Source organism: Pseudomonas khavaziana (genome assembly GCF_036704165.1).
Classification (GTDB): domain Bacteria; phylum Pseudomonadota; class Gammaproteobacteria; order Pseudomonadales; family Pseudomonadaceae; genus Aquipseudomonas; species Aquipseudomonas khavaziana.
This window is the reverse complement of the sequence record NZ_CP129946.1, coordinates 830743-844208: the sequence shown is the minus strand read 5'-3', so window position 1 is coordinate 844208 and position 13466 is coordinate 830743. Positions and strand designations below refer to the sequence as shown.

Below are 13466 nucleotides of genomic sequence, written 5' to 3'. Positions count from 1 at the left end.
TTTACACCTTCGCCACAAGTGGGCGACCAAGCAGGCCCTGGGGACGGAAAATCAGAATCACCACCAGCAGGGAGAAACTGAACACGTCTTTGTAGTCAGAGTTGATCAACCCTGCGAACAGCGACTCGGAGATACCGAGGATGATCCCGCCGAGCATCGCTCCAGGCAGGGAGCCGATGCCGCCGAGTACCGCTGCGGTAAATGCCTTGATACCGATAATGAAGCCGGCATAGAAGTCGAAGGTGCCGTAGTTGAGGGTGATGAGCACGCCAGCCAGGGCGGCCATGGCAGCACCGATGACAAACACGTAGGAGATCACGCGGTCGGTGTTGATACCCAGAATCGAGGCCATCTTGCGGTCTTGCTGGGTGGCGCGGCACATGCGGCCCAGCTTGGTGTATTTGATGATGTAGGTGAGCAACGCCATGCCGGCAAACGCCGCCACGAGGATGAACACTTTGGTATAGGTCAGTTGCACGAAGCCAGTGCCGATATCGACACGCCAGGCGCCGGCCAGCAGGGTCGGGATGCCTTGTTGCTTGGCGCCCTGGGCGATCTGGGCGTAGTTCTGCAGGATCAGTGAGATACCGATGGCGCTGATCAGCGGAGCCAGTCGGGTGGAGTTACGCAACGGTTTATAGGCGACACGCTCAATGACCCAACCGTACACGCCGGTGACGACTACGGTGAAGATCAAGGTGCCGAGAATGAGCAGCGGGAAGGATTCGATGCCGAAGTAAGCCAGCAGTGCCAGACTGATCGCCGCGAGGTAAGCGGAAATCATATAAACCTCGCCGTGGGCGAAGTTGATCATGCCAATGATGCCATAGACCATTGTGTAGCCGATGGCGATCAGGCCATAGACCGACCCGAGGGTCAGGCCGTTGACCAGTTGCTGCAGGAAAATACCATCCATAACGCAATCTCACGCGGTGAGCACCTGCACACCAGTGGGTGTGCGGCGCTTCTGGAGGAAAAAACAGATCTCAATAACCATACTGTTCAATGTGGGAGGGGGCTTGCTCCCGATTGCGGTGGGTCAGCTACACATCTGTTGACTGATACACCGCATCGGGGGCAAGCCCCCTCCCACATGGCTTACTTCTGCTTTTCCAGCTGATGGTATTTGCCGTCTTTGTCCCACTGGTAAACCACGTAGTCAGAGACTTTCAGGTCGCCCTTACCGTCCCATTCCTTCTTGCCCATCACCGTCTGGACCGGGTTGGCTTTCAGCCACTTGGCAGCGTCTTCACCCTTGTTGGACTTGGCACCGTTGAAGCCGGCGGCCAGGGCCTGGATCGAGGCGTAGGCGTACAGGGTGTAGCCTTCCGGCTCGGTGCCGTTTTTGCGGAACTCTTCCACCACGGTCTTGCTGTCCGGCAGCAGGCGCGGGTCGGCGCCGAAGGTCATGTACACGCCATCGACATACTGGGCACCACCGGCAGTCGCCACCAGTTCGTCGGTCACCACGCCGTCATCGGACATGAACTTGACGTCTTTCAAACCGGCTTCACGGATCTGGCGCACCAACGGGCCGGCTTCGGGATGCAAGCCGCCGAAGTACACCACGTCGGCGCCCAGGGAGCGGATCTTGGTGACCAGGGCGCTGAAGTCCTTCTCGCCACGGGTCAGCCCCTCTTCCAGCACCGGCTTGACGCCGCGCTTGGTCAACTGCGCAGCGGTAGCGTCGGCCAGGCCCTTGCCGTAGGTGTCCTTGTCGTTGATCACCGCGACTTTCTTGCCCTTGAGCACGTCGACGATGTAGTCGCCGGCGACGATGCCCTGCTGGTCGTCACGCCCGCACATGCGGAACATGGCGCTCAGGCCGCGCTCGGTGACTTGGGGGTTGGTGGAACCCGGGGTGATGGCAATGATGCCGGCTTCGTCGTAGACCTCGGATGCCGGAATAGTGTTCGAGGAGCAGAAGTGCCCGACCACGCCGATGACTTTGTCCTGATCCGCCAGGCGGTTGGCCACGGCGACTGCTTGTTTAGGTTCGCAGGCGTCGTCGCCGGCGACCAGCTTGATCTGCTCGCCGTTGATGCCGCCGGCCTTGTTGATAACGTCGGCTGCCGCCTGGGCACCCTTCATGTACTGCTCACCGAAAGCGGCGTTGGCGCCCGTCATCGGGCCCGCCACACCAATCTTCACATCAGCTTGAACAAACGTAGAAACACCCAGCGCCGCTGCAACGGCGAGGGCCAGAAAACCTTTCTTGTAAAACGTCTGGGACATGAGTGGTGCTCCGATATTTTTGATTTTTGGCACGACAACTTGCATTCAAACCTTTCACCGAAAGCTCAGAGCAAGCCGCGTGCCATTACGTTTTTATTCTTCAAAAAGACACGGTGTCATTGTTATTACAGGCGTTTCGACGCCTTCTGCCAGGACGTGCAACCGTCTAGCCTCTATAGGTGCAACCAACGAACCAAAAAAGTACAACCTCGACAGGTCGCACCTGCAACCAGAGGGATAAACGACAGTTCCTACACCTGTAACAACGTGCGTAACGGAACTGCACATTTACAGTGCGAGATTGCTACGCCTTGCACCAATACAGATGGGTAGCCTGCTAAGAAAATGCAGGCTTCTGACAGGTATTTCGCTGATCAGATCACGATCCTAAGACATTGCCCGGCGTGATACAGCGAGAATCCAGCTTCATACAAGCAGCTGCGCAGGCTTGCCCCGGCCAAGGGTTGCATGGGCGCAAACGGGATCGGCAGGGCCTGGGGATCCTGGTGACACAGATAGTCGGCAAACGCCTTGCCCACCACGCTGCCGGTGGTTACGCCACGACCGTTATAGCCGGTGACAGCGACCAGGCCGGGGGCCGGTTCGAATAGACGCATCAGGTGGTCGGGGGTGAAGGCGATGCAGCCGGTCCAGGTGCACTCCCATTGCACCGCTTTGAGGTAGGGGAAGTAGTGCTGTTGCACCCGATCGGCCCACGCTTTGAGAAACCAGGCCGGTTTTTGGTTGCCGTTGCCCAGGCTGCCAAGCAACAGGCGCCCGTCGGCATCACGGCGGATGCTGCTCAACACCTGGCGCGTATCCCATGAGCCCTGGCCGCCGGGGAGGATCTGCCGGGCGGCCTCCTCGGTCAGCGGCGCCGACGCGACTTGGTAGTAATAACCGGGAAAGAAGTTGCGCCGCAGCTCGGTCCATTCGCCTTCGGTATAGGCATTGGAGGCGATCACCACCTGTGCGGCCTGCACCGCGCCCTCGTCGGTCTGCACAGACCAATCGGCACCTTGGCGCTCCAGTTGGGTGACCGGGGAATGGTCGAACAGCTGCCCGCCAAGCCCCACGGCGGCATTCGCCAAGCCCGCCGTGTAAGCCATGGGGTTCAAGGTGCCGGCGCGCCGATCCAGCAACGCGGCAGCGATTTTCTTGGTCCCCGTGGCTTGCTCGCATGCTTGCCCGGTGAGTAACTCAACCGGCGCACCACGGCGTTTCCATTGTTCTTCACGGCTGCGTAAATCCGCCTCGCCACGGGCATTGTGGGCCATGTGCAAAGTGCCCTCGCGGCGCAATTGGCAATCGATGCGGTATTTGTCGATCAGGCTGAACACCAGGGACGGCGCCGCGCCCAACATGCGATTGAGCTGGCTGCCCACCGCCGTGCCGAACCCGGCTTCGATCTCGTCCGGCGGGATCCACATGCCGGCATTGACCAACCCGACGTTACGCCCCGAACCGCCATGGCCGCTGCGATGGGCCTCCAGCACGGCAACGCTTTTACCCTGTTCGAGTAAATGAATCGCCGCCGACAAACCGGTGATGCCGGCTCCGATCACGCATACATCCACCTTGACCGCGCCCTTGAGCGCGGCACGATCCGGCCGGCCAGGGGTGAGTTGTTCCCATAAACATGCTTCGCGTAGTGCCATTGCCAGACTCCGATGAGACCTAACAGACAACAATCTTGATGTGTAAATGAGATCAACTGTGGGAGGGGGCTTGCTCCCGATGGCGGCGTGTCAGTCAGCAGATGTACAACTGATCCACCGCAATCGGGAGCAAGCCCCCTCCCACATTTTGACCTCACTTGGACTTGAGGACTCAGTCGAACGTGATGCCCTGCGCCAACGGCAATTCCAGCGAATAGTTCACGGTATTGGTCTGCCGGCGCATATACCCGCGCCATGCATCCGACCCCGATTCACGCCCGCCGCCGGTCTCTTTCTCACCGCCAAACGCGCCCCCAATCTCCGCGCCGCTCGGGCCGATGTTGACGTTGGCAATCCCGCAATCGCTGCCCACGGCCGACATGAACTGCTCGGCTTCGCGCACATCGGTGGTGAAGATGCATGACGACAAGCCCTGAGGCACGGCGTTGTTCAAGCGCAAGGCTTCGGCGAAATCGGTGTAGCCGACCACGTAGAGAATCGGCGCAAACGTCTCGGTACACACCACGTCGCTCTGCTCGGGCATTTCCACGATGGCCGGTGACACGTAATAGGCGTTGGGGAATTGGTCTTGCAGCTGGCGCTTGCCGCCGAACACCTTGCCGCCTTCGCTCAAGGCTTGCTCAAGGGCATCCTGCATGTTGTCGAAGCCCTGCTTGTCGATCAGCGGGCCGATCAGGTTGCCTTCCAGCGGGTGGCCGATGCGCACTTTGGAGTAGGCGGCCTTGAGGCGCGTGACAATTTCGTCCTTGACCGACTCATGGGCAATCAGGCGGCGCAGGGTGGTGCAACGCTGGCCGGCAGTGCCGACGGCGCTGAACAGGATGGCGCGCACGGCCATGTCCAGGTCGGCGCTCGGGCCGAGGATCATGGCGTTGTTGCCACCCAGTTCGAGGATGCTGCGGGCAAAACGCGCAGCGACTTTCGGCGCCACTTCGCGGCCCATGCGCGTGCTGCCGGTGGCACTGATCAGGGCGACGCGCGGGTCATCCACCAGCGCGGCGCCGGCGTCGCGGCCGCCAATGATCACCTGGCTGAGGTACTCGGGGGCACCGTCGAATTTTTTCAGCACGCGCTCGAACAGTGCCTGGCAGGCCAGCGCGGTGAGCGGGGTTTTTTCCGAGGGTTTCCAGATCACCGCGTTACCGCACACCAGGGCCAGGGTGGTATTCCACGCCCACACGGCCACCGGAAAGTTGAAGGCGCTGATCACGCCGACCACGCCCAGCGGATGCCAGGTTTCACGCATATGGTGACCAGGGCGCTCGGAGGCGATGGTCAAGCCATACAGTTGACGCGAGAGGCCGACGGCGAAGTCGCAGATGTCGATCATCTCCTGCACTTCGCCCAAGCCTTCCTGGGTGATCTTGCCGGCTTCCCATGACACCAGTTCGCCGAGGTCGGCCTTGTATTGGCGCAGCACGTCGCCAAACTGGCGTACCAGCTCGCCGCGTCGCGGTGCCGGCACCTTGCGCCAGGCCTCGAATGCATGCTCGGCGCGACTGACCTGTTGCTCCACCTCGGCGGCGCCTTCCCAGTGCACAATGCCGATCTGGCTACCATCGATCGGCGAATGCACGGGCTGCTTGCCCGATTGGTACAGCGCCGGGTTTACCCCGAGACGATCAAGCAATGCAGCAACCATGGGTCACTCCTTCAATCTCAAACAGAAAATTCGCGCCGCCAAAGACACGGCGATCCAGAGCTTATTTGTAGCTGGCCCAAGACTTGCCAACAAACGACGATTAGGCGAGATATCATTCCGTTTATTCATGCAAAGAATAAAAAGAGGCATGCCGTGCTGAACAAAAGATATTTGCCCTCGATCACCGCCCTGCAATGTTTCGAAGCCGCCACCCGCCACCTGAGCTTCACCCGCGCCGCCGAGGAGCTCAATCTCACGCAAAGCGCGGTGAGCAAACAGGTGGCACAGCTGGAGGAGCTGCTGCAACACCTGCTGTTTCGCCGGGTACGCCGCCGTTTGCAGATGACGCCGGCGGGCGATCTGTACCTGGTGGAAGTGCGCAAGATCCTTACCCAGGTGGAGATGTCCACCCATTACCTGCGCTCCTATGGCGGCGAGACCGAAGTGCTGCGGGTGTCCACGCCCTACACCTTCGGCGCACGCTGGCTGGTGCCACGCCTCAAGGGTTGGCGCCTGCGCCATCCGCAGATTCACCTGGACCTGTGCAACGAGCAGGAGCCGGACGAACTGCTGCAAGGCAAGGCCGATATGGCGTTCTACTTCGGCCAGGGTTCGCGTCCCGGCACCGAGAGTTTGAAGCTGTTCAGCGAAGAGCTGGTGCCTGTCTGTGCGCCCGACAGCCTGCCCGCCCTCCCCTTCACCGACCCCACGCAACTGAGCGATCTGGTGCTGCTGCAAAACGCCTCGCGGCCCCAGGGTTGGCATGACTGGTTTGCCAGCCAGGGCATGCATACCGAGCACAGCTACCACGGGCCGCGTTTCGACACCTTCTATATGTGCATCCGCGCCGCGCAGGTGGGTTGTGGCGTGGCGTTGCTGCCGCGCTTTCTGGTGGAGGAGGAACTGGCCGAGGGCAAGCTGGTGATTCCCTGGCAGCATGCGATGCCGAGCCAGGATGCCTATTACCTGGCTTATCCTGAGCATTCGGCGGAGGTGCCGAAGGTCAGGGAATTTGTGAAATGGATGCTTGAGCAGGTTATTTAGTGCCTGGAATACCGCCATCGGGGGCAAGCCCCCTCCCACATTTGAAACGCATTTCAATCTGTGGGAGGGGGCTTGCTCACGATAGCGCCGGTGGCCTTGGCAAAAAAATCACTGGCAAACCGACCCACGTCTATGCGCCACTAGCCCCCTTACTTAATTGTGCGTAAAGGCCGGCGCCCATCGCCGACCCGTCTGGAGATTCCCGTTATGAGCGAGAGTGTGTTTGCCGATCGCATCGTGCAGAACTTGCTCGACACCGACTTCTACAAGCTGACCATGATGCAGGCGGTGCTGCACAACTACCCGAATGTGGAAGTTGAATGGGAGTTCCGTTGCCGCAACAGCGAAGACCTGCGCCCGTACCTGGCGGAGATCCGCTACCAGATCGAGCGCCTCGCAGAGCTGAGCCTGAGCCCCGACCAGTTGGGTTTCCTTGAACGTATCAGCTTCATGAAGCCGGACTTCCTGCGTTTTCTCGGGCTGTTCCGCTTCAACCTGCGCTACGTACAGACCGGTATCGAGAACGGCGAGTTGTTTATCCGCCTGCGCGGGCCGTGGCTGCATGTGATCCTGTTTGAAGTGCCGATGCTGGCCATCGTCAGCGAAGTGCGTAACCGCTACCGCTACCAGACGGTGATCCTTGAACAGGCCCGCGAGCAGCTGTACCGCAAGTTCGATTGGCTGACGGCGAATGCCAGCAGCGACGAGCTCTCGGAACTGCAAGTGGCGGACTTCGGTACGCGCCGGCGCTTCTCTTACCGTGTGCAGGAGGAAGTGGTCAGCGTGCTCAAGCACGACTTCCCCGGGCGCTTTGTCGGCACCAGCAACGTACACCTGGCCCGCGAGTTCGATATGAAGCCCCTGGGCACCATGGCCCACGAATGGATCATGGCGCACCAGCAACTCGGCCCGCGCCTGATCGACAGCCAGATCGCCGCCCTCGATTGCTGGGTGCGTGAATACCGTGGCCTGCTGGGTATTGCCCTGACCGACTGCATCACCACTGACGCCTTCCTCGGCGACTTCGACTTGTACTTTGCCAAGCTGTTCGACGGCCTGCGCCACGACTCCGGCGATCCCATCCAGTGGGCGGAAAAAGCCATCGCCCACTACCACAAGCTCGGCATCGAACCGATGAGCAAGACCCTGGTGTTCTCCGACAGCCTGACGCTGCCCAAGGCCCTGGAGATTTTCCGCGCATTGCGCGGTCGCATTAATGTCAGCTTTGGTATCGGCACCAACCTGACCTGCGATATTCCAGGGGTGGAACCGATGAGCATCGTGCTTAAAATGACCGCCTGCAATGGCCAGCCCGTCGCCAAGATCTCCGATGAAGCGGGCAAGACCCATTGCACCGACCCGAATTTTGTCGCCTATTTGCGTCACGTTTTCAAAGTACCTGCCCTTTCCAGCAAGGAGTGAATCATGCAAGCCGTACAGCGTGAGATTGCGCAGCAGCTCAAGGTCCAAGCGCCGTTCAATAACCAGGCCAGCCTTGAAGCCGAGATCGCCAGGCGCGTGGCCTTTATCCAGGACTGCCTGCGCAATTCCGGGCTCAAGGCCCTGGTGCTGGGCATCAGCGGCGGCGTCGACTCCCTGACCGCCGGCCTGCTGGCCCAACGGGCGGTGCAGGAACTGCGCGCCAGCAGTGGCGACGAGGCCTATCGTTTTATCGCCGTGCGCCTGCCCTACGACACCCAGTTCGACGAACATGACGCCCAGGCCGCGGTGGAGTTTATCGAGCCGGACGAACGCCACACCGTGAATATCGGCCCGGCAGTCAAAGCCCTGGCCAATGAAGTGGCGGCGTTTGAAGGCAAGGCAGCGGTGTCCCGCGACTTCGTACTGGGCAACACCAAGGCGCGTATGCGCATGGTGGCGCAGTACACCATCGCTGGCGCGGCCGGCGGCTTGGTGATCGGCACTGATCACGCGGCGGAAGCGGTGATGGGCTTTTTCACCAAGTTCGGCGATGGCGCCTGCGATCTGGCGCCGTTGAGCGGATTGGTGAAAAACCAGGTGCGTGCGATTGCGCGGCACTTTGGTGCGCCGGAATCGTTGGTGGAGAAAGTCCCGACCGCCGACCTGGAGGACCTGTCGCCGGGTAAGCCGGACGAAGCGTCACACGGGGTGACCTATGCCGAAATCGATGCGTTCCTGCACGGTGAGCCGGTGCGTGAAGAGGCGTTCAGGATTATCTGCGAGACCTATCGCAAGACTGAGCACAAGCGGGTGATGCCGTTTGCGCCTTGAAGTGAGCCAGCTGGTTTTGCAGTGATTGCCAGAATGCCATCGGGGGCAAGCCCCCTCCCACACTTTGATTGTGAATACATTCAAAATGTGGGAGGGGGCTTGCCCCCGATGAACGATGACGCGGCTTTACTTCAGGACCACGGCACCTTTCATCATCGAGATGTGGCCAGGGAACGAGCAGAAGAAGCTGTACTTCTCATCGGCTTTCAGCTTGGAGACGTCGAAGGTCACCGAGTCTTTCTCGCCAGCGCCAATGATCTTGGTGTGGGCGATGATGCGGTCATCACCGGCCTTCAGATAATCCTTATCGATACCAGCAGCCATACCGTCGGTAGCCACAGGCTGCATGTTGGCTTCAGTGGTCAGCACCCAGTTATGCCCCATCACGTTCTTGGGCAGGTTACCCGAGTGAGTCAACTCAACGGTGAACTGCTTGCAGCTCTTATCGATGGTGATTTCTTTGGTGTTGAAGGACATCTGGTCGGTAGAGTCGACGGTGACCTTGCACTCTGCGGCAAGCAACTGGCCGCTCGCCAGAGTCAGCAGGGAAACAGCAACGAGTTTGGCAAACATGTGAATCTCCAAGGCAGGGTTAGAAAACGCGTATTGCGACAAGGGTGCCTCAAGCAGGCTTAAGTTCTTATGATCTGCGTCAACAGATTGTATACAACTTTAGGCTATCAGCTTGATCAACACAATCAACCAGCCAAAGTGCCGCAGGCTGTCTATGATCGCGCCATTGCCCACTGGAGTCCGCGCCATGCACCTTAATCACCTGTTCAACGGCCTGCTGGCCGCCTACGCCTGCGGTAAGTGAAGGCGAAAGGCACCTTGAAGCTGCTACCATGACGACCCAAGGCAGCTGCGCGCCGCCCACCCTCACCTTCGACCCTAGAGGATCGCCCATGGCCAAACCTAATTACTCCTTCGCCAAACGTCAGAGAGACTTGGCCAAGGAACAGAAGAAAGAGGAAAAACTGCAACGCAAGAAAGCCGCTGCAGACGAAGAAGCAGGCGCACTGAACCCGGATGCGGATGGTGAAGTGGCGACTGACGAGACCGAAACCCCGAAAGACCCGGCGGAATAAGCATTACTGTAGGAGCGAGCTTGCTCGCGAAAGGCGTTAACGATAACGCGGGGTGCCTGATTCACCGCGGCGCCCTCAGGTTCTTCGCGAGCAAGCTCGCTCCTACAACGGCATCACCGTCACCCGCACCTCCGGGTCATGGCTACCGCCCCCCAGAATCACCCCCCGCAACGGCGACACATCAGAGAAATCCCGGCCCCAGGCCAGGGTGATGTGCTCCAGTGCCGGCTGCACATTATTCGTCGGATCAAAATCCACCCAACCCGACTCCGGGCAAAACACCGAGACCCAGGCATGGGACGCGTCGGCGCCGATCAACCGTGGCTGGCCGGGCGGTGGCTGGGTCAGCAGGTAACCGCTGATATAGCGCGCCGCCAGCCCACGCGAGCGCAGGCAGGCGAGCATCAAGTGAGCGAAGTCCTGGCACACCCCGCGCCGCCGCTCCAGCACCTCCACCAGCGGCGTGGCGACCTGGGTGGCTTCGGCATCGAAGGTGAACTCGCTGAAAATCTTCTGCATCAACGCCTGCGTGCCCAGCAGCAAGGGCTTGCCGGGCGGGAAGCAGCTTTCGGAAAACTCGACGAAGGTTTTCTTCAAATGCACGTAGGGCGATTCGAAGCGATAACGACAAGCTTCGATCAACTCCACTGCCATGGGCTGGCTGCTGTAGGTCAAGCTGTCGCGAGTCCGGTCCCAGGCCGGCGACTGCTGGAAATCCAGCGCAGGCCGCGCCAGCACTTCCACGGTCAGCGCCGCGTTCACCAGTAATTCATCATGGGGCCGCTCGAACGCGAGGCGGGTGATCGGGTTGCCGAACACATCCAGCTCATCGCGACGCGAAGACGGCTGCGGGCTGATTTCCAGCTGCTGCCAGGTACAACGTTGCCAGGCACACTGCCGTGGCCATAAATGCGCCAATTGCTGCGCCAGGGACACCGGGCTGTCGTAGTGGTAATGGGTATCGTGGAAAATCTGATAACGCGCGCTCATCACACCGACACCGTCTGCTGGCTGACATCGTCCACATGGGCAAAATGACGCAGCGCCAAGCGATCGGACACTTGCCCACTTTCATCGGCGACCGTTTGCAACAGGTCGGCCAGGCCGTCCAGCGCGGCACGCACGCTGGCCTCGCCGAACAACGGGTTCTCCAGGCAGCCCAGGTCAAAGCGCGCCAGGCGCTCCACCAACGGCGCCAGGCCGGTTTCCCGAGGCACACCGAAATCATCATTGAGGCGACGCAGGGTACGGCTCACCAGTTTCAACTGGAACAGCACCGCATGGGGGTTCTGCTCATCGAGCAACAACAGGTCGAGCACCGGGATCAACTGCGGCACCGCCAGGTAGCGCGAGCGATAGGTGATGCTGCTGTTGCCCAGTTCCAGCAACCACTCCAACCCGGCCTGATCGAACACCGCCACACCACGCAGGAACGCTGCCAGGCTGCTGCTGAGAAACTGCAGGCGCTCGATACGCCGGCCCATCATCAAGAAGCGCCAGCCTTCATCACGGGTCATGTCGTCCAGGGCAAATCCGGACAGCGCCGCCAGGGACATCACCAGACGGTTGAGGAAATCCAGCAGCTCGCCAAAATCAGGGGCTTGGCTTTCCAGCTCCATGGCTTCGCGTTGCAACTCCACCAGGGCCTGCCAGTTTTCCCGGGACAGCTTGCCGCGTACCTGGGACGCCGCCCACTGCAAGCGCTGCAAGTTAGCGCGCAGGCTCGAATGCCAATCATCGCCGAGCAAGGCGGCGAGCAGGCGCTCGGGCAGCTCGCCCTCCTCTGGTAACAGACGCAGGTTTTCCCCCAGTTCGATCGCTGCCCGCAACGCCAACGGATCATCGCCATCTACATAACGCGCCAGCACGATACGCAGCCAACGCGCACTGTCATCGCAGCGTTCACAATAGCGGCCAAACCAGAACAGGTTTTCCACCACCCGCGACGGCAAATAAGGATCGCGGCGTACCAGATCGTGGGCGCCAATCGCGCGCTGGGCACGCCACTGTTCGCCGACGCTGGCACGTTCACCCAACACCCAGGTGTCCTTGCTGGCACCGCCGCGCTGCATCGATACCACCTCAGCATCGGCCTCGGCAGCCACACGGGTCAGGCCACCGGGCAGCACGCGATACCCCTCATCACTGGCCACCGCGTACACGCGCATGCCGATGGCGCGGTGTTGCAGATGGTCTTCCTCGGTATGCCATACCGGCGCCTGGGACAACTGCGCCAGCTCTTGGGCAACGTAGGCGTAAGGCCGTGCGCGCATGCGTTCGGCCAGGGCCTGGCGTTGCTCATCGTTCAAGTCACGGCCAAAAACCGGGGCGAAACTTTGCGAAGAAAACGCCGGTTTGATTAACAGCTCCGGGAGCTTCTCCAGCGCCTCGGCCAGTACCGGTGCCTCGCCGCACCACCAGGTGGCAATGGACGGCAGGATCAGCGCTTCACCGAACAGGAATTCGTTGATCTTTGGCAGGAAACCCAACAAGCCTGGGGACTCCAACACACCGCTGCCCAGGGCATTGGCCACCAGCACATTGCCTTGGCGCACGGCGTCGAGCAGTCCAGGCACGCCGAGGGCCGAGTCGGTACGCAGCTCCAGCGGGTCGCAGAAATCGTCGTCGAGGCGGCGCATGATCGCGTGGACCCGACGCAGGCCGCTGAGGGTTTTCAGGAACACAGTGCTGTCGCGCACGGTGAGGTCGCCGCCTTCTACCAACGGGTAACCGAGTTGGCGCGCCAGGTACAGGTGTTCGAAATAGCTTTCGTTGAAACGCCCAGGCGTGAGCAGCACGATCAGCGGTGGCTGGTCGTCGCCCGGCGCCTGGCGAGCCAGGGTTTCCTGGAGCGTACGAAAGAATCCGGTGAGGTGCTGCACCTGCAAATCACGGTACAAGTCCGGGAAGGCGCGGGACACGATGGTGCGGTTTTCCAAAGCGTAGCCGGCGCCCGACGGGGCTTGGGTACGGTCAGCGGTGACCCACCAGCGGCCATCCGGAGTGCGCGCCAGGTCCACGGCGTACAAGTGCAGGAATGCACCGTCGGGCGGCTGGATGCCCTGGCATGGCCACAGGAAGTTGTTATGCCCGAACACCAGTTCGGCGGGCAGCAAGCCTTGCTTGATCAGGCGCTGCGGGCCATACAGGTCGGCCAGCACTGCATTGAGCAAGCGCGCCCGCTGGGCGATGCCGGCCGACAGCTGCCGCCACTCATCGGCGGCCAGCACATGGGGCAGCAGGTCCAGCTCCCAGGGGCGATCAGCACCCTTGGGGTCGGCATAGACGTTGTAGGTCACGCCGTTTTCCTGGATTTGCCGGGTCAGCAGCGCCTGGCGCTGGGCCAGTTGCGCGGGCGTGCTGCGTTGCAGGTGATCGAGCAAGCGCTGCCAATGGGCACGCACCGCGCCGCTGGCGTCCAGCAGTTCGTGGTAGGTGCCCGCGGTGAGCGGGTAACGGTCGAGCAAATCGGACATGGAACGCTCGGCAGGGGCAAGGGAAGTCAGGTTAACTCAAATTCACTAC

Annotated in this window: 11 protein-coding genes; 4 read left to right on the top strand and 7 right to left on the bottom strand. The window is 60.9% G+C overall.

Annotated elements, in window-relative coordinates:
- Window position 1: 1 nt before the first annotated feature.
- The 4 genes from QYQ93_RS03640 to QYQ93_RS03625 form a co-directional block, all read right to left on the bottom strand.
- The gene (locus tag QYQ93_RS03640; protein WP_034125666.1) at window positions 2-916 is read right to left on the bottom strand and encodes an ABC transporter permease subunit; all 915 of its coding nucleotides are present in this window, start codon (window positions 914-916) and stop codon (window positions 2-4) included.
- Between the two features lie 182 nt (window positions 917-1098).
- Window positions 1099-2235 carry a branched-chain amino acid ABC transporter substrate-binding protein gene (locus QYQ93_RS03635; protein ID WP_043047844.1) on the bottom strand — a complete coding sequence of 379 codons (1137 nt, stop codon included), beginning with the start codon at window positions 2233-2235 and terminating at the stop codon, window positions 1099-1101.
- 374 nt (window positions 2236-2609) lie between these two features.
- Window positions 2610-3893 carry an FAD-binding oxidoreductase gene (locus QYQ93_RS03630; protein ID WP_338476349.1) on the bottom strand — a complete coding sequence of 428 codons (1284 nt, stop codon included), beginning with the start codon at window positions 3891-3893 and terminating at the stop codon, window positions 2610-2612.
- Between the two features lie 172 nt (window positions 3894-4065).
- Window positions 4066-5556 carry an aldehyde dehydrogenase family protein gene (locus QYQ93_RS03625; RefSeq protein ID WP_338476347.1) on the bottom strand — a complete coding sequence of 497 codons (1491 nt, stop codon included), beginning with the start codon at window positions 5554-5556 and terminating at the stop codon, window positions 4066-4068.
- A gap of 153 nt (window positions 5557-5709) precedes the next feature.
- Here QYQ93_RS03625 and QYQ93_RS03620 point away from each other — a divergent pair, with 153 nt between their 5' ends.
- The 3 genes from QYQ93_RS03620 (at window position 5710) to nadE (ending at window position 8853) form a co-directional block, all read left to right on the top strand.
- Window positions 5710-6600 (top strand): LysR family transcriptional regulator, encoded by an 891-nt coding sequence (locus QYQ93_RS03620; RefSeq protein ID WP_043047847.1) that lies wholly within the window; start codon window positions 5710-5712, stop codon window positions 6598-6600.
- Between the two features lie 207 nt (window positions 6601-6807).
- Window positions 6808-8022, top strand: coding sequence for a nicotinate phosphoribosyltransferase (gene pncB, locus QYQ93_RS03615; protein WP_003188094.1), 1215 nt, complete (start codon window positions 6808-6810; stop codon window positions 8020-8022).
- Between the two features lie 3 nt (window positions 8023-8025).
- Entirely contained in the window at window positions 8026-8853 is an 828-nt protein-coding gene (gene nadE, locus QYQ93_RS03610) for an ammonia-dependent NAD(+) synthetase (RefSeq protein WP_043047848.1), read from the top strand.
- Window positions 8854-8979: 126 nt separating this feature from the next.
- On the opposite strand, the gene azu is transcribed toward nadE, so the two are convergent.
- Window positions 8980-9426, bottom strand: coding sequence for an azurin (azu, locus tag QYQ93_RS03605; RefSeq protein ID WP_043047849.1), 447 nt, complete (start codon window positions 9424-9426; stop codon window positions 8980-8982).
- Between the two features lie 332 nt (window positions 9427-9758).
- Here azu and QYQ93_RS03600 point away from each other — a divergent pair, with 332 nt between their 5' ends.
- On the top strand, window positions 9759-9941 hold the full coding sequence (locus QYQ93_RS03600; protein ID WP_338476345.1) for a hypothetical protein: 183 nt from the start codon (window positions 9759-9761) through the stop codon (window positions 9939-9941).
- A gap of 102 nt (window positions 9942-10043) precedes the next feature.
- Here the strand turns inward: QYQ93_RS03600 and QYQ93_RS03590 are convergent, their stop codons facing one another.
- Both QYQ93_RS03590 and QYQ93_RS03585 read right to left on the bottom strand, forming a co-directional pair.
- On the bottom strand, window positions 10044-10931 hold the full coding sequence (locus tag QYQ93_RS03590) for a transglutaminase family protein (protein WP_338476344.1): 888 nt from the start codon (window positions 10929-10931) through the stop codon (window positions 10044-10046).
- Window positions 10931-13417 (bottom strand): circularly permuted type 2 ATP-grasp protein, encoded by a 2487-nt coding sequence (locus QYQ93_RS03585; protein ID WP_043047854.1) that lies wholly within the window; start codon window positions 13415-13417, stop codon window positions 10931-10933. The genes QYQ93_RS03590 and QYQ93_RS03585 overlap by 1 nt, the downstream gene beginning before the upstream one ends.
- Window positions 13418-13466: the final 49 nt, after the last annotated feature.

Bases quoted from the DNA above. Each gene is read 5' to 3' on its own strand.
- QYQ93_RS03600 (WP_338476345.1), top strand. From the start codon at position 9,759: ATGGCCAAACCTAATTACTCCTTCGCCAAACGTCAGAGAGACTTGGCC.
- QYQ93_RS03635 (WP_043047844.1), bottom strand. From the start codon at position 2,235: ATGTCCCAGACGTTTTACAAGAAAGGTTTTCTGGCCCTCGCCGTTGCA.
- azu (WP_043047849.1), bottom strand. From the start codon at position 9,426: ATGTTTGCCAAACTCGTTGCTGTTTCCCTGCTGACTCTGGCGAGCGGC.
- QYQ93_RS03590 (WP_338476344.1), bottom strand. From the start codon at position 10,931: ATGAGCGCGCGTTATCAGATTTTCCACGATACCCATTACCACTACGAC.
- pncB (WP_003188094.1), top strand. From the start codon at position 6,808: ATGAGCGAGAGTGTGTTTGCCGATCGCATCGTGCAGAACTTGCTCGAC.
- QYQ93_RS03625 (WP_338476347.1), bottom strand. From the start codon at position 5,556: ATGGTTGCTGCATTGCTTGATCGTCTCGGGGTAAACCCGGCGCTGTAC.
- QYQ93_RS03585 (WP_043047854.1), bottom strand. From the start codon at position 13,417: ATGTCCGATTTGCTCGACCGTTACCCGCTCACCGCGGGCACCTACCAC.
- QYQ93_RS03630 (WP_338476349.1), bottom strand. From the start codon at position 3,893: ATGGCACTACGCGAAGCATGTTTATGGGAACAACTCACCCCTGGCCGG.
- QYQ93_RS03640 (WP_034125666.1), bottom strand. From the start codon at position 916: ATGGATGGTATTTTCCTGCAGCAACTGGTCAACGGCCTGACCCTCGGG.
- nadE (WP_043047848.1), top strand. From the start codon at position 8,026: ATGCAAGCCGTACAGCGTGAGATTGCGCAGCAGCTCAAGGTCCAAGCG.